The 18,618-nt window shown below is 50.0% G+C and carries 19 protein-coding genes; 11 read left to right on the top strand and 8 right to left on the bottom strand.

Going from position 1 to position 18,618, the window contains the following annotated elements; genetic code table 11:
• Positions 1 to 252 precede the first annotated feature (252 nt).
• The 10 genes from BOC67_RS14730 (at position 253) to BOC67_RS14685 (ending at position 7,886) form a co-directional block, all read left to right on the top strand.
• Positions 253 to 819 carry an RNA polymerase sigma factor gene (locus BOC67_RS14730; protein ID WP_291911178.1) on the top strand — a complete coding sequence of 189 codons (567 nt, stop codon included), beginning with the start codon at positions 253 to 255 and terminating at the stop codon, positions 817 to 819.
• The gene (locus BOC67_RS14725) at positions 819 to 1,376 is read left to right on the top strand and encodes a hypothetical protein (protein ID WP_291911176.1); all 558 of its coding nucleotides are present in this window, start codon (positions 819 to 821) and stop codon (positions 1,374 to 1,376) included. The genes BOC67_RS14730 and BOC67_RS14725 overlap by 1 nt, the downstream gene beginning before the upstream one ends.
• On the top strand, positions 1,360 to 2,442 hold the full coding sequence (locus BOC67_RS14720; RefSeq protein WP_291911175.1) for a DUF4097 family beta strand repeat-containing protein: 1,083 nt from the start codon (positions 1,360 to 1,362) through the stop codon (positions 2,440 to 2,442). The genes BOC67_RS14725 and BOC67_RS14720 overlap by 17 nt, the downstream gene beginning before the upstream one ends.
• Before the next feature lie 35 nt (positions 2,443 to 2,477).
• Positions 2,478 to 3,224 carry a head GIN domain-containing protein gene (locus tag BOC67_RS14715; protein WP_291911174.1) on the top strand — a complete coding sequence of 249 codons (747 nt, stop codon included), beginning with the start codon at positions 2,478 to 2,480 and terminating at the stop codon, positions 3,222 to 3,224.
• Positions 3,225 to 3,293: 69 nt separating this feature from the next.
• Positions 3,294 to 3,785, top strand: a complete 492-nt coding sequence (locus tag BOC67_RS14710; protein WP_291911172.1) for a YajQ family cyclic di-GMP-binding protein — start codon at positions 3,294 to 3,296, stop codon at positions 3,783 to 3,785.
• Positions 3,786 to 3,858: 73 nt separating this feature from the next.
• Positions 3,859 to 4,110: a type B 50S ribosomal protein L31 gene (locus tag BOC67_RS14705; RefSeq protein WP_073079106.1), complete on the top strand. Its 252-nt coding sequence runs from the start codon at positions 3,859 to 3,861 to the stop codon at positions 4,108 to 4,110.
• Between the two features lie 69 nt (positions 4,111 to 4,179).
• Positions 4,180 to 5,361, top strand: coding sequence for a putative sugar nucleotidyl transferase (locus BOC67_RS14700; RefSeq protein WP_291911169.1), 1,182 nt, complete (start codon positions 4,180 to 4,182; stop codon positions 5,359 to 5,361).
• A gap of 22 nt (positions 5,362 to 5,383) precedes the next feature.
• A complete protein-coding gene (gene tpiA, locus BOC67_RS14695) occupies positions 5,384 to 6,145 on the top strand; it encodes a triose-phosphate isomerase (protein ID WP_291911167.1) in 762 nt (253 codons plus the stop codon).
• 141 nt (positions 6,146 to 6,286) lie between these two features.
• On the top strand, positions 6,287 to 6,883 hold the full coding sequence (locus BOC67_RS14690; RefSeq protein WP_291911166.1) for a 2'-5' RNA ligase family protein: 597 nt from the start codon (positions 6,287 to 6,289) through the stop codon (positions 6,881 to 6,883).
• 718 nt (positions 6,884 to 7,601) lie between these two features.
• Positions 7,602 to 7,886: an acylphosphatase gene (locus BOC67_RS14685; RefSeq protein WP_291911165.1), complete on the top strand. Its 285-nt coding sequence runs from the start codon at positions 7,602 to 7,604 to the stop codon at positions 7,884 to 7,886.
• A 136-nt stretch (positions 7,887 to 8,022) separates the two neighbouring features.
• Here the strand turns inward: BOC67_RS14685 and BOC67_RS14680 are convergent, their stop codons facing one another.
• The 7 genes from BOC67_RS14680 to BOC67_RS14650 form a co-directional block, all read right to left on the bottom strand.
• A complete protein-coding gene (locus BOC67_RS14680) occupies positions 8,023 to 9,132 on the bottom strand; it encodes a C1 family peptidase (protein WP_291911164.1) in 1,110 nt (369 codons plus the stop codon).
• A 178-nt stretch (positions 9,133 to 9,310) separates the two neighbouring features.
• Complete coding sequence (locus BOC67_RS14675) at positions 9,311 to 11,410, bottom strand: M56 family metallopeptidase (protein ID WP_291911161.1); 2,100 nt, start codon at positions 11,408 to 11,410, stop codon at positions 9,311 to 9,313.
• Positions 11,411 to 11,429: 19 nt separating this feature from the next.
• Positions 11,430 to 11,810, bottom strand: coding sequence for a BlaI/MecI/CopY family transcriptional regulator (locus tag BOC67_RS14670; RefSeq protein WP_291911160.1), 381 nt, complete (start codon positions 11,808 to 11,810; stop codon positions 11,430 to 11,432).
• Between the two features lie 122 nt (positions 11,811 to 11,932).
• Entirely contained in the window at positions 11,933 to 12,814 is an 882-nt protein-coding gene (locus BOC67_RS14665; RefSeq protein ID WP_291911158.1) for a sterol desaturase family protein, read from the bottom strand.
• 101 nt (positions 12,815 to 12,915) lie between these two features.
• The gene (locus tag BOC67_RS14660) at positions 12,916 to 13,779 is read right to left on the bottom strand and encodes a DUF4249 domain-containing protein (protein WP_291911156.1); all 864 of its coding nucleotides are present in this window, start codon (positions 13,777 to 13,779) and stop codon (positions 12,916 to 12,918) included.
• Positions 13,780 to 13,796: 17 nt separating this feature from the next.
• Complete coding sequence (locus tag BOC67_RS14655) at positions 13,797 to 16,178, bottom strand: TonB-dependent receptor (protein ID WP_291911155.1); 2,382 nt, start codon at positions 16,176 to 16,178, stop codon at positions 13,797 to 13,799.
• Between the two features lie 189 nt (positions 16,179 to 16,367).
• Positions 16,368 to 16,580: a hypothetical protein gene (locus BOC67_RS14650; protein WP_291911154.1), complete on the bottom strand. Its 213-nt coding sequence runs from the start codon at positions 16,578 to 16,580 to the stop codon at positions 16,368 to 16,370.
• 107 nt (positions 16,581 to 16,687) lie between these two features.
• Here BOC67_RS14650 and BOC67_RS14645 point away from each other — a divergent pair, with 107 nt between their 5' ends.
• Positions 16,688 to 17,680 (top strand): AraC family transcriptional regulator, encoded by a 993-nt coding sequence (locus tag BOC67_RS14645; RefSeq protein ID WP_291911153.1) that lies wholly within the window; start codon positions 16,688 to 16,690, stop codon positions 17,678 to 17,680.
• Positions 17,681 to 17,812: 132 nt separating this feature from the next.
• Here the strand turns inward: BOC67_RS14645 and BOC67_RS14640 are convergent, their stop codons facing one another.
• Complete coding sequence (locus BOC67_RS14640) at positions 17,813 to 18,442, bottom strand: NAD(P)-dependent oxidoreductase (protein ID WP_291911151.1); 630 nt, start codon at positions 18,440 to 18,442, stop codon at positions 17,813 to 17,815.
• Positions 18,443 to 18,618 lie beyond the last annotated feature (176 nt).

The following is an 18,618-nucleotide window of genomic DNA, read 5'->3' as shown; positions in this document are numbered from 1 at the left end:
AATTGGACCGCGTTTTTTTCATTTCGTCACAAAAAAATGCAGTTTGGTGGAATTTCGCTGGTTACAGAATGGGATTGCAGGTACATTTGAAAAAAAAATCTCCGACAGGAATTGCTTTTATAAAAATCTATAGTAATCTGATAGTCAATTAAGTATCGTTGCGCAGCGCTTTGGAAAGCCCTGATAAGTGCCCCTCTTGCCTGAAAATTTGAACTGAAGCGTGCAACCTTTCTCACCATCATTGTCTTTATAATGAAAGCATCAGAAAACAACTTGAATCAGACGCCATTAGCCGAGAATGTAGTAGACCGCTGCAAGAAGGGGGACGTTCGCGCATTTCGCGAAATATACGATGCCTATTCCGCAGCAATGTATAATATCTGTCTTCGTATGACCAACCAGGTGAGCGATGCCGAGGATGTGTTACAGGAGGCGTTTATACAGGTGTACCGCAGCATTGGCAAACTGGAGAAAGACGCCAGTTTAACTGCCTGGATCAAGCGAATTGTAGTCAACCATTGTCTGAATTATCTTCGCCGTAAAAAGGTGTACTTCGAAGAAGTAGGAGAGGTGGAGGTTTCAGAAGAGCAAGGGTTGGATGAAGCGCAGTTCAGTTACACGGTGGCTGCTGTTAAATCGGCCATCACCGCGCTTCCTACAGGTTATCGTACGGTGCTGAATCTTTATCTCTTTGAAAATTATTCCCACAAGGAAATCGCAGACATGCTGGGGATATCCGAATCTACTGCCAAAACGCAGTACATGCGGGCCAAAGAGAAAGTAAGACAGATTGTGAATCAGCAAAACATTATGAATTGATGTCGGACAATTTCGAACAATTTATTCAACAAAACAGGGCAGCGTTTGAGCAGCCCGGACCCTCACCCAGGATATGGGACGCGCTGGAGAAAGAGTTGGGGCAACAGAAAAAAGGCCGGGTAGTAAGTATGCTGTCGTCAAACTGGTTTAAAGCAGCCGTGATAGCACTACTTATTATAAATGCAGGGATACTGTTCCTGTTCATTAAGCACAAACAGCATCAGCAAAATGACCTGGCCCTGATGTTACCCGAAATGCAGGAAGCGCAGTTTTATTACAGCTCCAGGATTGAAGCCCGCCTGGATTCCATCCGGACGTACCCGGCTGCTGAAATTGGCCTGGACAGCGCCGCCATGCGCGAGCTGGAACTGAAAAACGATACTTACCAGATGCTCGAAAAAGAGCTGAAAAATAACCCGGGCAATGAAAGAATCCGCGCGGCCATTATCCGGTATTATCAATTGAAATTGGATCTACTTGACAAAATCCTGGAGGAACTCGAGGCTAAGCACGCCACCCCGGGAGATTTAAAAAAGCGATATGAAGAGAAAATTTAGTTTCCTGTTATGCCTCTTCCTTCCCTTGCTCGCACTGGCAAATCGTGGGGAAGTATCTTTTAAGAGAACAGAAGTAAAAGAATTCAAAGTTTCGTCCGGCGCACAATTCAAATTAACCAACAAGTACGGACAGGTTATTATTCACACCTGGAACAAAAACGAGATCAAAGCAACGATAACGATCACAGGTTTTGGTAAAAACGACGCAGAAGCACAGGATATTGTATCGGCTGTAAATATTAACAGTCAGGGCAGCAGCAACAATGTTACGCTGGCTACCGATTACAACCCGCGCTCCGGCAGCAGATGGTTTTCCTTCGGGGGCGGAAAAAATTCAAAGGATTATGTGAACATAGACTATGAAGTATATGTACCGCAGTCCCTTTCACAAGCGTACGTGGAAAATAATTTCGGCGATGTGCTGACGGCAGAAAAGCTGACATTCCCTGCCAGCATGAGCCTTAACTACTGCAACTTTGATATCCGCGACGCGGAAAACCTGCAGCTGCACGTCAACTACTGCGGCAAGGGCAAAATAGGCAGCGCCGGCAATGTAAAAATGAACAGCAATTACTCCGATGTGAAAGTAGGTAATGTAAAAGCGCTGACGGCGGCATCCACCTACAGCAATATAGAAGTAGAAAGAACCGGCACGGCGGACATCCGGGCGACCTACGATAATTACAAAGCCAAACGCGTGGGCAGTTTACAGGCCAAAGGCACCTATTCCGATTTTACCATCGGCGCCCTGGACGATCGTGTGGAGGCAAAGCTCACTTACGGCGATCTGAAAGTAGAGCAGGTGACTGCTGCGTTCAAAGGAGGAGAAGTGAAGTTGGCATATGGCAACGCGAAGCTGGTGATGTCCCGCAGGGCGGCCGTGCAGCTTGATGTGAAAATGGCTTACGGCGATATAAAAGTCAGCGGCCTGGATGTGAAGAATGTACAGTCAGTGAAAAACGGCGTGTCATCCACCTATACGGCGCTGGCCGGCGGAGCAGGTGAGCAGTCGCCCGTACTGCGCATAACAGGCTCCAACAGCGATGTAAAAATAATAGCAGAATAACCCTCATTTTACCTAACAGCTTTATAAAAAACGTCATGAAAAAAGTAGCATTATACAGCCTGATGATCGTGCCGGTACTGGCGGCAGCCATGGCATTATCCGCCTTCAGCATTATCCCTGGTAAAAGTTTTAACGAGCGTATCAAAGGCAGCGGAAATGTAAAATCAGAAAACCGTGCTGCGGCAGGATTTTCAAAGATCAGCACCGGGGGCGTGTACCATGTGGTGCTGACCATCGGCAACGAGGAGAAGGTGCGGGTGGATGCGGAAGACAACCTGTTGCCGTACATTGAAACGGAAGTTTCCCGCGGCCGGCTGGATATCCATACCAAAAAAGGCTACAGCATTGAACCTAAAAAAGACATTACGATATATGTGACCGCCCGGGCGGTGACGGAGCTGGAAGCCAGTGGCGCCAGCGGTATTGTAACCACGAACCAGATCAAGGGCGATGAGCTGAAAATCGGCATGAGCGGCGCTACGCAGTCCAAACTGAACGTAGCGGTGAAAAGCCTGGACATCAACCTTTCCGGCGCTACGCAGCTGACGTTGAGCGGTACGGCTTCCAGCGCGGACTTTGGGGTTTCCGGCGCGGCCAATGTAAAAGCTACTGACCTCCGCGCAGAAGAGGTGAACGTAGGCGCATCCGGCGGATCATCCGTTTCCGTGAATGCAGCAAAGGCCCTGAACGCCAGTTGCTCCGGCGGCAGCCAGGTAAGGTATAAAGGCGAGCCGGTAGTGAACAAATCCACCTCCGGAGGCGCGTCTGTATCAAGGATTTAGGGTAAAACGACAAATAGGTTTATATTTGCTGCTGTAAGAAAGCCGCTTATAAAATTAAATTTGTCAATTATGCCGTCCTTTGATATTGTTAGCAAAGTTGATTTACAGACACTGGATAACGCCATAAACACTGTAAAAAAGGAAATTACCAATCGATTTGATTTCAAGGATTCACATGTCAATATAGAGTTGAATAAGAAAGAGCTCTCGCTCACGGTGGAAGTGGAAAGTGATATGAAACTGGGGCAGGTGCTGGATGTGCTGGTTAGTCGCTCCATGCGTCAGGGACTGGATGCTACCATTTACGACCAGAGCAAGGAAGCTTATCAGAGTGGTAAAGTCTATAAAAAGGAAATTCCTGTAAGAAACGGAATCAAGCAGGAAGACGCCAAAAAAATTGTGAAACTGATCAAAGATTCCGGCTTAAAGGTACAGGCTGCCATAATGGACGACATTGTACGCGTTACCGGTAAAAAAATCGATGATTTACAGGAAGTTATAGCACTGGCAAGGAACGCCAACCTGGGTATTCCTTTACAGTATATCAACATGAAATCCTGATTTTTTTTGAATTATCTTTGAGTGTTTAAGAAAAAAGATATACCTTTGCACTCTGTATTTACAAAATTTTGATATGAAACAGGGAATCCATCCAGAAAGTTACAGATTTGTGATATTTAAAGATATGTCAAACGGTGTTAGCTTTTTAAGCCGTTCTACCGCTCCTACCAAAGAAACTGCTCAATGGGAAGACGGTAACGAATATCCGTTGATTAAGTTGGAAATTTCCAATACTTCTCACCCTTTCTACACCGGTAAGAATGTATTGGTGGATACTGCCGGACGTATCGATAAATTCAACAAACGCTACGCTAAGAAAGCTTAGTAGTTTTCGAAAATATTTTTTCAGAGAATCCCATCGGTTAATCGATGGGATTTTCTATTTTTAGCCCCTATGGAGCGTAATTACATACTATTTGACACGCCCGTACGTGATTTGTTATTCCCCTTTACACATACCAGACCCATTGCAGCCTGCCGCGTAGGGATGCTGACCATTCAGGAGAAGTGGGAAAAGTGGCTGGGTGCAGGAATTAGTCATTTCACCGTACAGCATCTGCAGGAAAAGTATCCCTTGCAACAGGGGACTTCAGATACCATCAACATTTTGATCAGCGGGCATTTGCTGCCGGACGAGCAGCTGGTGGCCGCCATCCATGCCTTGCAGCCGGAGGAGGAGCTGTACCACGAAAATCACCTGATAGCGAAGGTGATCCGGGGCAGGGAGGTGCACCTGTTGCCGGCGAACGCCCGGAAAAATTATACGGGCAGGGTATTGGGAATTCATAAACCCTGGGATATTTTTGCGCTCAACGACCAGGCGATCCGGGAGGATTTCCGGCTGTTGACGGCGGGCCGCGTGTCCGAGCCGTTGCCGGAAGGGAACCAGGTGATCAATCCCGGCCAGGTGTTCATAGAACCCGGCGCCAGCGTGCAGTGCAGCGTGTTAAACGCCGCTGCCGGGCCGATCTACATCGGTAAAGACGCCGTGGTGATGGAAGGCAGCCTGGTACGGGGGCCGTTTGCCATGGGCGAGCGGGCCGTGCTGAAGATGGGCAGTAAGATTTACGGCGCTACTACGCTGGGGCCTTATTGCATCGGCGGCGGGGAGATCAAGAATGTGGTGATGTTCGGGTATTCCAATAAATCCCACGACGGATATTTAGGCGATGCCGTGATTGGCGAGTGGTGCAACCTGGGCGGCGGCACCAATTGCAGTAACATGAAGAACAACGCATCCACGGTGCGCGTGTGGATGGAGGCGAAGCATGAGGCGGAGCCGGCAGGACTGAAATGCGGCGTGCTGATGGGCGATTATAGTCGCACCGGCATAGGCACCAACCTGAACACCGGTACCGTGGTAGGCGTATCCTGCAATATTTTCGGCGGGGTGATGCCGCCGAAGTTCCTGCCGTCCTTCAGTTGGGCGCAGGGGGATACCGTGTCGCGCTACCGGAAGGAGGAAGCGCTGAAAGATGCCGCGGCCTGGATGAAGCTGAAAGGGCGGGACATGGATCCGGCGGATACCGCTATACTGGCGGGTTTACACGCCCGTACCGAACCGGGAGAACTTTAAAACTTAATACCACAATTATATTATGAGAAAAAAAATTGTTGCAGCGAACTGGAAGATGAACCTCACGCTGGCACAGGGCGAACAACTGATCAACGATATGCTGGCGGCAGGCCTGAAGCTGGCGGAAGGCCAGGAAGTAGTGATTTCCACTCCGTTTCCTTACCTGACAAAAGCCAAGGCTTTACTGAAGAATTATCCCGGCTTTTTCACAGGTGCGCAGAACTGCTACAGCGAGAAATCAGGCGCTTATACCGGCGAGGTATCTGCGGAGATGTTGCAGTCAATTGGTGTGGATTATGTGATCCTGGGCCATTCCGAGAGAAGGGAGTATTTCGGTGAGAGCAATGAGATGCTGGCTAAAAAGGTGGACCAGGCGCTGGCTTACGGCCTGAAGCCAATTTTCTGCTGCGGCGAGCCGCTGGCGGTGCGCCAGGCCGAAACGCAGAATGCGTATGTGGCTAAGCAGCTGGAAGAGAGCCTGTATCACCTGACGGAAGAGCAACTGAAAAATGTGGTGATTGCCTATGAGCCGATCTGGGCGATTGGTACCGGTTTAACGGCCAGCGCGCAGCAGGCGCAGGATATGCATGCTTATATCCGTTCGCAGATTGCGGCGAAGTACGGCCGTGAGGCGGCGTTGCGTATGTCTATCTTGTATGGTGGCAGCGCCAAGCCGGGTAATGCGGCGGAGCTGTTTGCCTGCCCGGATGTGGACGGCGGCCTGATTGGCGGCGCATCCCTGGTGGCGGCGGATTTCACGGCTATTATCAGCAAACTGCCTTAATGGTGCTAATAAATTGAAAATACGCAGCTTACATATGGCTGCGTATTTTTTTAGTAAAAAATGCTAAAAAAATTAGTAAATCAAAATAAAGATTGTATATTCGTATTGTCATTCTAACAAACAGATTTAAAAGGAACTGTTATGAATACGAGTATTGAAAATGCAGAAGCGTTATTTGATTACCTGGTGGTAGTGAATCCTGATGTGCTGGTATCGAAGGATATTGTGCGCATCCGGCAGTTTATCGGGAGGGAGATAGGGGATGAAGCGATGGTGAATTCCTCCGTACAGATCCCGCTGTTTCGTTCGGTTTTCCCGGAGCGTTTCCAGGAGGTGTTTATGGAAACCCTGGAGAGCATCGCAAAGGAGCAGGCCGGGTTTGCGGTGTACACATCCCGGATTGACAGCTGTCAGCATGAGGATGGAAGGAGCAGTATTTTCGTGAATGTGGCGAATGTAAAGCCACTGGTAGGTTTGCAGCGTGCGTTATTGCAGCGTTTCGAACTGCCTCAGCAGGATTATCGTCCGCACATTATGGTAGCGGGCCGTATTCAGCATCCGGGTTTAAACCGGTTTTTGCCCCAGCTTTCCCAGCAGATGTTTGTGCGTAGTTTTGATTGCCATTGTTTCAGTGTACTCCGCCGTCCTGCTTCGGGAGGGAAATATGAGCGCGTACGCGATTTTGTTTTTGGCGATATTGAGCATATGGTAGGCTCTCTGTTCCATTATGCCGCATAGCCGTTGCCGTTAGCCTCCGTTATCTTTTTTACTGCCCTGTAAATATTATGGCAGCCTACGTTTCCGATGGCCTGGAAAGTCGGGATTTGCAAGGCGTGGCGTTGCGAGATGTGGTGTTGCAAGATGTGCCCTGTAGCGCGTAAGTGCTGCGGTGCGGGGGCGTCGTGTACGGATAGTTTACGTGATCCGGAAACAGCGGCGCGTGGTGGTGTTTGGTTAGGGGGGAGGGGAGAGATTTAAGGCGGCGGCGTGGCGGGGTTACGTCCCCGGAGCGGAGTGCGCGCGGGGCATGCCGTGGGCCTATGGCCGCGGTAGGGACAGGTGTTCCAGGAGGGCTGGTAGCGTGGAACGCGCTGTAGCAGCGGCGTTTCGCGACCGTATAAAATTATTTGCAAAGCCGACTTTTGAGTCCATTGTTCATCCATGTTTGTTTTACCCCAACCTCAATGTAACCAGTACTTGCTACCCCATTAACCATTTTTCAAACCATATTAGCCGGAATTCTTTTGAGACCTATTGTATTTAGACTTAAATTAGAGGAAATATTGTCAACCATAATTCCGCTTATTAGATTTTAACATTGCGAAAAAAGTCTCAAAAGGCCATAGAGGTGATACTTGTTCCCCATAAACTGCAGTAACCATACAGTATGTGAGGGTTTAAAAATTTGCCCTGTTGGTTGATTCTTGCTAGTAACTTTATTTCCTATTTTATTGCCATGGCAACAAATTCAATTGTACATAATAAGATCGTCGTAAAAGGTCTTGTACAGGGAGTAGGCTACCGCGCTAATGCTAAACATGTCGCCGATTTGCTGGGCGTGCAGGGTAGCGTCAGAAACTTATCCGATGGAAGCGTCACTATTGTCGCAGAAGCTACTGCAGAAGTAATGGAAACCTTTTTAGAGTGGTGCCGCAAAGGTCCAAGACCCGCAGAAGTCCGGGAAATGGAAGTGGTACCGGGAGAAGTGCAACATCTTAAAGACTTTCTCATCCTGCACTAACGGTTAGGGGCACACGATATTCACTGCTGCAGCTGCTTGTAAAAAATACAAGCCGCGCGCCGGCAGGCGCACGGCTTTACACAACATTGCCGGCAGTCGAAAATACCCGGCGGCGTATCAAAAATGATGGATATTTCTACTTACTCACGCGTGCCTTCAGGGACTTATCCAGCGCCGCTTTAGGTATCACCACCGAAATCGTATTATTGGCAAAATAAGCCTCGGAAACATTCAGGTAACCATGATACGGCCCTGCCTGCCCCCAGGAGTTTTTCACCACAAAAAAGGTCTTGCCTTTGGGGCTTTGTCCTATACCGGTGATATGCATCAGGTGATCATCTTCCGTCACCAGCTCTTCGAATAGCCGTTGACGCGACTCCTGGGTTACCGGCGTTTCTTCCTGGTCAGGGTTAACCGGTTTGGCGCGCATCAGGGAGTCCACGGCAGGCACCAGCGCATAGCCGCGGCCCATTGCCCATCCCTTGTTGGATACATCCGCATCCCAGGCTACGGTATAGCCCTTCCTTACGGCAGTTTTGCAGGTTTCCACCAGCTCGTTCAGCGGCACGTTATAGTAGCTGCCGTTGCTGAAGTTGTCCGGCACTTCCAGCACAAAACGCTGGTCAAACGGATGGTGGGTAAAGGAAGTCAACCCTACATAATCATCAGGATCAAATTTCAGTACGTCCTTCGCGAATGTCTGCGGCGTATAGGTTTTACCGTTATACTCAAACGAAGCCGGCGGCGCGCCCATGTATTTATCCAGGATCACGATGGTGCTGTCCAGCCAGTTATCCTCTACAGGACGGCGTTTCTTCAATGCTGAATCCAGGTAGGCCTTCAGCTCCTTCACCATTTTGCCGTGGTTGAAGGCGGTGACGCCATTGATTAGACCGGTGTAGGCGCTTTCAGGCACTGCGCCGTATTTGGCGATGGACTGGATCACATCATGCCCCAGGCCGCCTTCATCAAACCGGGCGAAGCCCTGGCGGAGTATATAATTCTTTGCTTTTTCGATGTAGATGTTCCTAACGGTAAACATCTCGGAGATGTCAGGAGTGGGCTCCCCCTTGCGGATACACTCCGACTCGATCAGGGAAGTAGTGGCGAAGCACCAGCAGGTACCGGTAGCCTGTTGATTCTTGACGCTGGTAGCGGCGTTCAGTTTTCCGTTGACCAGGCTGCTGTCCTGCGCATAGGCGGCTGCAGCGCCGGAAAGGAGTAACGTGAGGAATATTGATTTCATAATGCAGTAGATAGCTGATGTTGGCTAAAGATAATTGTTGCTACTGCAAAAATAGCACTGTCTGCCTTAGCAAACAGTGCTATTTGATAAATGAAGAACGAAAATCGTAATTACCGGCGTTAGCTATTGAAACAGACTGCGTTACGCAGCAGGATAATATGATTACCGGCAAATGGGGTTAATCCTTGTTGGTATTGGAGGAGCGGATATTCAGGTGGCCTTTGCCGCCGCTGATTTTCAGGTCCTGCTCATCGATCATGGCCTTGTACTTCCGGGTAACGCTTTCCGGCTGTGTGACGCCGTTTACGCGCAGGGTATTGTTGCTGTACTCGATCTCGTAGTTGCTGTTTTTATCCAGCAGTTTATCGGCAGCCATTTCATCGATGATCTTGTGGTATTTGTTGGAGCGGGCAGTGGCCAACTCGCGGTGGCGTTCTGCACGCAGCCTGTTCTCTTCAGCCAGTTCGCGGTGCTTGTCGGCCAGTTCCATGTTCTTTTCCACAATCTTACGGTTTTGTTCAGCAGCAAGGCGGCCCCTTTCCGCGGCGAGGCGGCCTCTTTGCGCTGCCAGCCGGCCTGCTTCAGCAGCGGCCCGTCCGGTAGTATCGTCTGAAAAAGAGTAGTTGTAATGGAAGTTGTTGGCGGCATGTTTTGCACTGGCTACCTGGTGGTACACATAGTTACGGATAGAGTCCACATTCACATTGGCACTCACACTGGTTTTCACGGAAGCCATGATCTCATCGAAATTGATGCTTTTCAGCGCTTCCCTGGCCTCCTTTTGCGCGGCTGCCATTTCCGCATTGATCTGTTTCCAGTCTACCTTATCCAGCGCGGCTTTGGATTCAGCCTGGATCTTTTTCATATCCACGTCCCTGAGCTGCGCCATGGCTTTGTGAATGGTTTCTTCCGCTTCGCGGATCTGTTTTTCCAGCTTTTTCTGCTGCGCAGGGGTCAGTGCGTCTGCTGCGTACACGAAGGAAGAATTGTTGATTCTTACCGGAGGTGCAGGCGGAGCTGGCGGTTCAGGGAAGTCGGCACTGCCGGGGGCCGGTGGCGCAGGCGGTACATCCGGAATGGAAGCCGGTGGTAATGGCGGCGCCGGCGGGATGGTATCAGCGGTGGCGGCGATGGCTGCTTTGTCCGGGCAGGAATGCTCCGCCGCAGTTTCGCTAGTGGTATTTGTAGCTATAATGGCTTCGTGGGCGGGCGTTTCAATGGCGGCCGGCTTCTTGCCGGAAGCTTTCACCTTCGCAGGGTTGAACCATGCGATGGACACGATGCCGGCGGCAATGATCATTACAGCAAGAAATTTTTGACTATAGTTGAGATTTTTTGTTTTCATTTCCATGATGCGTTTAATGCGATTAAACAGATGCTGTTTGTTGTTTGCAGCAGCCATGGCCAGGGAATTGGATGATAACCGGTATTCTTCCAGTGCCACCAGGGCTTTGGCGTAGTGCAGGGGATGTACGGAATTTACCACCAGATCATCGCAGCAGTGTTCGCGCTCCTGCCGGATAATGCGGGATATCTGCCATACAAAGGGATTGAAGAACAGGATTGTTTCTACAATTGATTGGAAGATATTCAACAGATAATCATTGCGTTTAACGTGCGCCAGCTCGTGAAGGAGAATGGCTTCCAGCTGTTCGGTGGAAAGGTTGTTGACCATGGCCACCGGCAGCAGAATAATCGGTTTGAAAAAGCCCAGCATTACCGGCACCTGTATATAACCGGATACCAGCAATTTTACTTCCCGGGAAATATCCAGTTGGGCGCAAAGCCTTGCCAGGTGCTGGTCCCAGCTTGCGTCTACCGGACTCGTTTTGTCTGTTCTGATGCGCTGTAACTGCGCCAGATCAGCAAACAGTTTGATCGTCATGATACAGAAACCGATCACATAGAGCGTTACCAACAGCGGTAACCAATTTTCCAGCTGTGGGAAAATGCCTTTCAGCCCGTCCTGACTTTTATACACGGTTTCCACCACCGGCGCGTCGACTGCATTGAGTTGCAGTTGCAGCACGGCAGCTTCCATACTCTCTCTGCTGGCCTGAAATGTGTTGATCTGCCGGCAAAGCGTGATCACAAACCAGGTGAATATCCCTCCCAACGAAATAACCGAGAGGTTATATTTGATCCTGGCAGAAGCCATTGGCCACAGCGCCAATACTATCCGCAAGGCTGCAAATACGCAAAGCGATTGCCAGGTGGAATGCAAGATGGTCCATCCAAGGGCGCGTACCAGGTCCGCAGTGAGAGGTAAAAAAGTCATTTGACAGGATTTAGATGGTTTATCGCTGTTGTTTTTCTATATCGTTGAGGTATTTACGAATCTGATCCAGTTCCTCGTCTGACGATTTATGATGGCCCAGGGCCTGCATCACCAGTTGGGTGGCAGAACCGCCGAACACGGTGTCTATCATTTTGCTGAGCAGTTGTTGTTGCGTTTCCTGCTGGGATACCGCCGCCGCATATACATGCGTTTTGCTGCTGGCATCGCGGGACAGGAGTCCTTTTTCATACATGATCTGCATCAGCTTCAGGGTAGTGGTATAACCCGCCTCTTTGGTTTCGGCCAGTTTTTCGTGTACTTCACGAACGGTGCTGGCGCCTCTTTCCCAAAGAATGCCCAGGATCTCCAACTCACTTTCTGTAGGCTTTTGCTGTTTCACTTTCTTGGTAATTATAATGATGAAATGTGTACTTGTTAAAACGATGCGCGAACATCTACGAATATCTTCGTAAACAAATGTACGATAGTTTTCGTAATTGCAAAATATTTCGCAAAAAAAATTTAGACCGCCCCTGTTTGATTGCTTTTTTGCCGCAGCTGCTTCGTCGTCTTCCGGCTTCCATCCGCGCTCCAGCCCGGCGCATCAAACAAATAATGCAGCGCCTCCCTTACGGATGTGGACCGCCGCAGGTCCTGCCAGATGGCCACCCATTCGTGCGTGGCTATACGCAATGGGTTATAGGTATGGATATTGGACGTCAGGCCATATGTCGGGCGTTCCCGCTCTGGCGTGAATGTGCCAAACAAGCGGTCCCAGATGATGAGGATACCGCCATGGTTCCGGTCCAGGTAATCCAGGTCCGACCCATGGTGTACCCGGTGATGGGATGGCGTATTGAAAATATATTCCACAGGCCTGGGCAACTTATGTATCACCTCCGTATGTATCCAGAACTGGTAAATCAGGCTGATGGCCTGCATGGTCATGACCATCACCGGGTGAAAGCCTGCCAGTGGCATCCAGATCCAAAAAAGGAACGTCCCGGTGAAATTACCCGTCCAGGTTTGGCGGAGGGCAGTAGCGAGGTTATACCGCTCGGAAGAGTGGTGGATCACATGGGAAGCCCAGAAAAACCGGACGCTATGGCTGATGCGGTGGAACCAGTAGTAGCTGAAATCATCCGCAAAAAAACACAATACCCATACCCACCATGCAAAACCCAGTGTAAGCAGTCGGAGGTGATCGTACACCAGCAGGTAGGCGCCGAGTATGACCGTTTTGGTAAACAGCCCGGTAATCACATTTCCCAGGCCCATGGCAATGCTGCTGGCGGCGTCTTTGGCTTCATAGCGATGCCGGTTATCTATCGTAGTGATAATGATCTCCGCCAGGATCAGGAGTACAAAACCGGGAATCGCATAGATGATGAGTTGCGGAGGCATAAGGTGGAACGCTTTCTATTAAATTACTGAATTTCCCCCGGATTCCGGCATAAAAAAAGCAGCCGGGGTTGCCGGCTGCCGTCCATAGTTGTGAGCGATGTTTATTTTACAGTCACCTCTGCCCTGCTCACCGCAGAAGTGCCGAAACGTCCTAATACTTTTACTTTTCCGTTGGCAGTCGTATTCTGCATATTGCTTTTTACATTCTCCAGCACTTTAGCAAACAATCCGCCTGCATTTACCTGCTCGTTAACCTGGGTCAAAAAGTCATAGCTGGGTTTGGAGAGAGAGGAGAGCCGTACAATGATCTTCTCCCCGGACTGGAACGGTTTATCGTAATCGGTAATCCCTTCGGCAATGGGCAGTATAAAGGAACCCCCGTCCGAAACACCCTCATCATAACTGCCGTCAATAGAGAAGTTATCTTCCAGGCGGCGGGTGGTATCGTTACGGTAGGACCTGATCCAGTAGTAGTCCACATTGCTCTTGAGGTCCTTTGCATAAAAGCGGGCGTAGTAGCCTTCCTTGCCGGAAATGGATTGTTCCTTCGTCTTAAACTCGTAAGTGATGGAATCTACCGGTGGCACGCGTTTCAGGCTGTCCAGCCCTTCCAGTATTTCGCCTTTGTATTCCATGTGCAGTTTGTACACATGACCTACAACGCCAATGGCTTTTGCACTGGCGTCATAGGTATAATAACCATTGTTGTAGGTAAAGGCGTAGCTGTCGCCACTGGTAAGATCATGAACGGTAAGTTTCGCATCGTCCACCACGGGGGCAGTGCCTCCCTGTGTATAAGGCACGCTCATGGTGATACGGATTTTCTGTATGCCTGTTTCGTTGGTGATCCAGGCATCCAGTACGGGATACGACTGCCCGTTGGGCACATTCAGGTTGATCGCATCCTCGCAGGCGGTGAATGCGCCGGCGATGATGATGGATATGTAAAGGAGTAATTTTTTCATGACTGCACGTTTTGCTGTTAGAACTTGAAGTTGTAAGTGATGCCCGGAATGATGGAACCGATGATAGAGAAGCGTACGGCTTCCTTCAGGTCCGGATTATCCGGGTTTTGCCTGAAGTACACGGTGTAGGCATTGCGGCGGGCGTACACGTTATACAGGGAAAATACCCATTCCCCTTTCCAGCGTTTCAGCTGCTTACCTTTCAGCGTCACAGAGAGGTCCAGGCGGTGGTAAGGCGCCAGGCGGTAGTTGTTGCGCTTTTCGGTACTGTTGTACGGGATATCCCAGTCCTGGAATTCCAGGCGGTTGTCCGCAAACGTAGCAGGCGTACCGGAAGCAAACACCCAGTTGGCGGAAAGAGAGGTGCGCTTGGTAAAGGTATGCGTGAGTACGAGGTTCAGGTTATGGGTACGGTCGTATCGATTGAGGAACCATTCATTCAGGCTGATGCCGGGCGTCTTGCGCTCTGTCCTTGACAGGGTATAGCTCACCCAACCGGTGGTTTTACCGATATCTTTTTTCGCGTACAATTCAAGTCCGTAGGCGCGTCCCTGTGATGGCAGCAAATCTGCTTCAATCAAGGGGTTCAGCTGCAGGTTGGCATTGTCGATATAATCCAGCTGATGGTCGGTGGTTTTGTAAAACACTTCCGCAGAAACTTCATAGTTATCGTTGGGCGCATTATAGAAATAACCTACGGTGTACTGGTCTGCAACCATCGGCTCGATGTTGTTGGTGCTTGGCGTCCAGATGTCCAGCGGCGTTGGCGAGGCGGTGTTGGACAACTGGTGCATGAACTGCGTGGTGCGGCTGTACGCCACTTTCACGGCGTTCTGGTCATTGAAGGCATAGCGGATGCTTGCGCGTGGCTCAAAGTAGTGATAGCCTTTCATTTTTTCGCCGGCGCCGTATTCCTTGATTTCGAGCAGGCGTTTGCGGATGCCTGGCGTAGTGTCCGCATAATAATACTCAAACCCGCTACCCAGCAGCTGGTAGGAAGATACCCTCAGGCCGTACTGAATACCGAAATGCTTGTTGGGTTTGTATTCATGATCCACATACACGGCGGATTCCAGCGCGTGTTTATCAGGCAGCGTTTTTACATGCTGGTCGTTACCTTCCGTGCCGATGCCGGTACCCGGTTTAAAGGTATAATACACGCCATGTACGCCAAAATGCAGCGTGTTGGCGGAATTCAGGTAGTAGGTGAAGGAGGGTTTTACGCCGTAGTTGATGATATTGGAAGTCCAGTCATAGCCCTGCTGCTCTTCCGTAGAAGATTTCTTGCTCTCGTTGCTGAACTGGAGGCTGTAATCGTACTTGCTGTAATAGGTGCTGAGGTTGAGGAACAGGCGGTTGTTGAATACGTGGTTCCAGCGCAGGGTGGCGGTAGCGTTACCCCAGTTCATATTCACATCTTTCCCGAAACCAAATACATCCCTGCCGAAGTAACCGCTGAGGAACAGGGTGTTGTTGCTGTTGAACTTATAGTTTGCCTTTGCGGTGAGGTCATAGAAGTTGAGTTTCGTATCCTTCATGTCCCCTTTCACGAAAGGTTTCATGAGTACGTCGATATAGGACCTTCTGGCGGCGACGATGAAGGAAGATTTATCTTTTACGATCGGCGCTTCCAGGGAGAGGCGGCTGAAGATGTTGCCGATACCGCCATTCAGGGCGAGCTTCTGGTTGTTGCCATCCTTCATGCGGATGTCCAGTACGGAGGAGGTGCGGCCGCCGTATTCCGCCGGGAAGCCTCCTTTGATGAGGTTCAGGCTCTTCACTGCATCCGGGTTGAATACGCTGAAGAAACCCAGCATGTGGGTGGAGTTATATACCGGCGCTTCATCCAGCAGGATGAGGTTTTCATCGGAGTTACCTCCGCGTACGTTGAAGCCGGAAGCTCCTTCGCCAACGGTATTTACGCCCGGGAGGGTCTGGATGGCGCGGAGTACGTCCACTTCACCCATGAAAGTGGGCATGGCTTTCATCTGCGCAATGTCCAGCCGGTTGATGCTGGTATTAATGGTGTTGATGGCTTTTTCCTGTTTATCGCACCGGATGGTGACTTCATTGAGCTGGCTGGAACTGGCTTCCAGCTTCACATCCAGGGTGGTGTTCTTTTGCAGGTTGAGCGTTGTTTTAAAGTTGCTGTAACCGATATAGCTGAATTGCAATTCCTGTTCGCCTGCGGGGAGGGTGATGGAGTAGAAGCCGTATTGGTTAGTGACGGTGCCGATGCTGGTACCTGGTTTGCCAACCGAGATACCGATCAGGCTTTCGCCGTTCTGTTTATCTTTCACATATCCGCTAACAGTGTACCTGGCTTGTTGCGCATACGTAACGGTAGCGCCAAACAGCAGGATGATGGCGGACAGCAGCATGGTTGCCCTTGTTTTCATAAAAGGTAAATGCAGTTTAAATGAGTTTTTCCGGTTTTGTAACATGCATATATGACGAGGGGCAGCGTTCTTACCCCTACCCGGCATGAAAATAAAAATGAAATACGGGTTTACAGAGCCGGTTGTAAAAATTTAATGTGCTACAACGCGGTCTGTAAACCCGTAAAACGGCAATATCCTGTATGGGCGTCAGTCTAGTACGGCACAGGCAAAACCCAGGTTGGTAACGAGTTCTATGATTTCCTGCTCCTGGAAGGTAGCCGGACTGGCTACGCGGAGTACCCGGTCGCAATCTTCCAGGTCCACACTGCAAGATTGCACCTCAAAGAGGGATGAAATGGCCTTGATGACGTTATTTTTATCATGAACGGACGTAATATTTGTACGGAATATTCCTATCATTTCGTTTCTTATTTGGTTATTCGGAATATTTTTGTGCAAATTTGCTATTGTTATCCCAACTAACTGTTACACCGGAAGGAGTAAAATTTATATGAAACGGATTATTTATGGCCGTAGTTATAAAAAATGAAGCGAGTGACATCCTGTTGCAGGAAGAGATGGACTTTGACGTGAGTAAGCTGTGGTCGCCCACTATTTCAGAGGATGTGAAAACCATCTCCTACGATTTCGGGAATGCCACGTTTAATAGTCTGTACTTCGATGGTTACCACCTGGGCCATGGGACGGCCCATATATACGAAAACCTGCAAATTTTCCATACCAAAAGTACCAGTCAGCTGGTGGACATGCTGTTTTTACAACGGGGCAGCTTCAATACCGGCGTAGACGGGGTAACGGACCACCTCCGCTTTTCCACCCTGGAGCATAACCTCCTGTACACTCCTACCGGCGATGAAATGGCGGAAGTGGAGAAGCAGGATGACCTGAATATGTTTGTCATCAGCATTTCTACCGACCGTTTTTTATCACTGGCGGAGCATAACGGGGATTTGCTGGGCAGGATCGCAGAACGGGTGGCGGGTAACCGCCCTGCCATACTGGACCAGCGGCATAACCTGCATATCACTCCGAGGATGAACGCAATCATAGAGGAAGTAACGCATTGCAGCTTCCAGGGCGGTCTTAAAAAATTGTTCTTACAGTCTAAAACGCTGGAACTGCTGGCATTGCAATGCAGCCAGGTAGGAGAAGGGCGGCAACAGAAAGAGAATAAGCTATCCGCATCCGACCGCGAAAGGCTGGAATATGCCCGCACCGTTTTGCTGGCCAATATGCAGCAACCGCCGACCCTGGGGCAACTGGCGCGCCTGGCGGGCATCAATGAGTTCAAACTCAAAAATGGATTCAGGCAATTGTATAATACCACTGTTTTTGGCTACCTGAGTGATTACCGGCTGGAAATGGCGAAGGAAATGATCCGGGACGGCAGGAAGAGCCTGACGGCTATTGCCGAGGAAGCAGGGTTTTCCAGTCTGCCGCATTTCAGTACGGCCTTCCGGAAAAAGTTCGGGGTAAGCCCGAGCAGGATGAAGCATTAACGGAGGAACCCTCCCGTATATACGAAGCCCAAAGACGCCGGGCACGGCGCTTTGGGCTTTCTAATTTATATAACGTATGACCGCTGGCAGCAGGATGCACATTTTACCTGGCATACCTTCGCTTAACGGCTATTAATACGCTACTGTAAACTGCTGTTTCAGATGTTTCGGCGTTTCCAGTTCATCCAGCAGGGCAATCGCATAATCAGCCACTGAAATTTTACTGTTACCCGCTTCATCAGTCAGCAGGGTAGTGCCGCCCAAACGGAATTTACCGGTACGCGGGCCTGGTTCAATCATTGCCGCAGGGCTCAGGGCCGTCCAGTCCAGGTCATTTTCCTGTTTCAGTACCAGCAGGCCCGCACGGGTAGCTGCTGCAATAGGCTTCCATTCAGCCGGGAAGTGCGGGCTATCGAGCAGGAGCTGACCAGGCGCTACTTCCAGGCTGGCCGCGCCGCTCACCAGGATAAACCTTTTAATACCGGCTTTTTTCAAGCCTTCGATGGTCGCTTTGGTGGCCTGTACGTACGTGTCGCTATCTACCGCCTTATAAGCGCTTATAACAGCGTCATTACCGGCAACGGCTGCCGCTACCGCATTGGCGTCGGTAACGTCCGCCTGCTTCACCGTTAGCTGATCACTTTTCAGGGTGATTTTTCCGGGATTACGAACGATCGCTGTTACTTCATGACCTCTGCTGAGGGCCTCGTTCAGAATTTCATGGCCGATAAAGCCGGATGCGCCTATAATTGCAACTTTCATGTTTGACTATTTAAACTGTAATAAAAATAATTACAGTACAAAAGTAAGCAGGAATTTTATTGGAGCCAAAATTTTTTCCGGAGGGCTGGTAAAATTCCGCCGCCTTATGGATTACAAAACGTACCGGAAGGATGTTCCCTACCACTGCACCGCTGCCACGGCATATTGCCCGGCGC

The organism is Chitinophaga sp. CB10 (genome assembly GCA_001870995.2).
In the GTDB taxonomy this organism is placed as follows: domain Bacteria; phylum Bacteroidota; class Bacteroidia; order Chitinophagales; family Chitinophagaceae; genus Chitinophaga.
This window is presented reverse-complemented; position numbering and strand designations above follow the sequence as displayed.

Coding starts and splice junctions, on each gene's coding strand:
- BOC67_RS14730 (WP_291911178.1), top strand. CDS start 253: ATGAAAGCATCAGAAAACAACTTGAATCAGACGCCATTAGCCGAGAAT.
- BOC67_RS14725 (WP_291911176.1), top strand. CDS start 819: ATGTCGGACAATTTCGAACAATTTATTCAACAAAACAGGGCAGCGTTT.
- BOC67_RS14720 (WP_291911175.1), top strand. CDS start 1,360: ATGAAGAGAAAATTTAGTTTCCTGTTATGCCTCTTCCTTCCCTTGCTC.
- BOC67_RS14715 (WP_291911174.1), top strand. CDS start 2,478: ATGAAAAAAGTAGCATTATACAGCCTGATGATCGTGCCGGTACTGGCG.
- BOC67_RS14710 (WP_291911172.1), top strand. CDS start 3,294: ATGCCGTCCTTTGATATTGTTAGCAAAGTTGATTTACAGACACTGGAT.
- BOC67_RS14705 (WP_073079106.1), top strand. CDS start 3,859: ATGAAACAGGGAATCCATCCAGAAAGTTACAGATTTGTGATATTTAAA.
- BOC67_RS14700 (WP_291911169.1), top strand. CDS start 4,180: ATGGAGCGTAATTACATACTATTTGACACGCCCGTACGTGATTTGTTA.
- tpiA (WP_291911167.1), top strand. CDS start 5,384: ATGAGAAAAAAAATTGTTGCAGCGAACTGGAAGATGAACCTCACGCTG.
- BOC67_RS14690 (WP_291911166.1), top strand. CDS start 6,287: ATGAATACGAGTATTGAAAATGCAGAAGCGTTATTTGATTACCTGGTG.
- BOC67_RS14685 (WP_291911165.1), top strand. CDS start 7,602: ATGGCAACAAATTCAATTGTACATAATAAGATCGTCGTAAAAGGTCTT.
- BOC67_RS14680 (WP_291911164.1), bottom strand. CDS start 9,132: ATGAAATCAATATTCCTCACGTTACTCCTTTCCGGCGCTGCAGCCGCC.
- BOC67_RS14675 (WP_291911161.1), bottom strand. CDS start 11,410: ATGACTTTTTTACCTCTCACTGCGGACCTGGTACGCGCCCTTGGATGG.
- BOC67_RS14665 (WP_291911158.1), bottom strand. CDS start 12,814: ATGCCTCCGCAACTCATCATCTATGCGATTCCCGGTTTTGTACTCCTG.
- BOC67_RS14660 (WP_291911156.1), bottom strand. CDS start 13,779: ATGAAAAAATTACTCCTTTACATATCCATCATCATCGCCGGCGCATTC.
- BOC67_RS14655 (WP_291911155.1), bottom strand. CDS start 16,178: ATGAAAACAAGGGCAACCATGCTGCTGTCCGCCATCATCCTGCTGTTT.
- BOC67_RS14650 (WP_291911154.1), bottom strand. CDS start 16,580: ATGATAGGAATATTCCGTACAAATATTACGTCCGTTCATGATAAAAAT.
- BOC67_RS14645 (WP_291911153.1), top strand. CDS start 16,688: ATGGCCGTAGTTATAAAAAATGAAGCGAGTGACATCCTGTTGCAGGAA.
- BOC67_RS14640 (WP_291911151.1), bottom strand. CDS start 18,442: ATGAAAGTTGCAATTATAGGCGCATCCGGCTTTATCGGCCATGAAATT.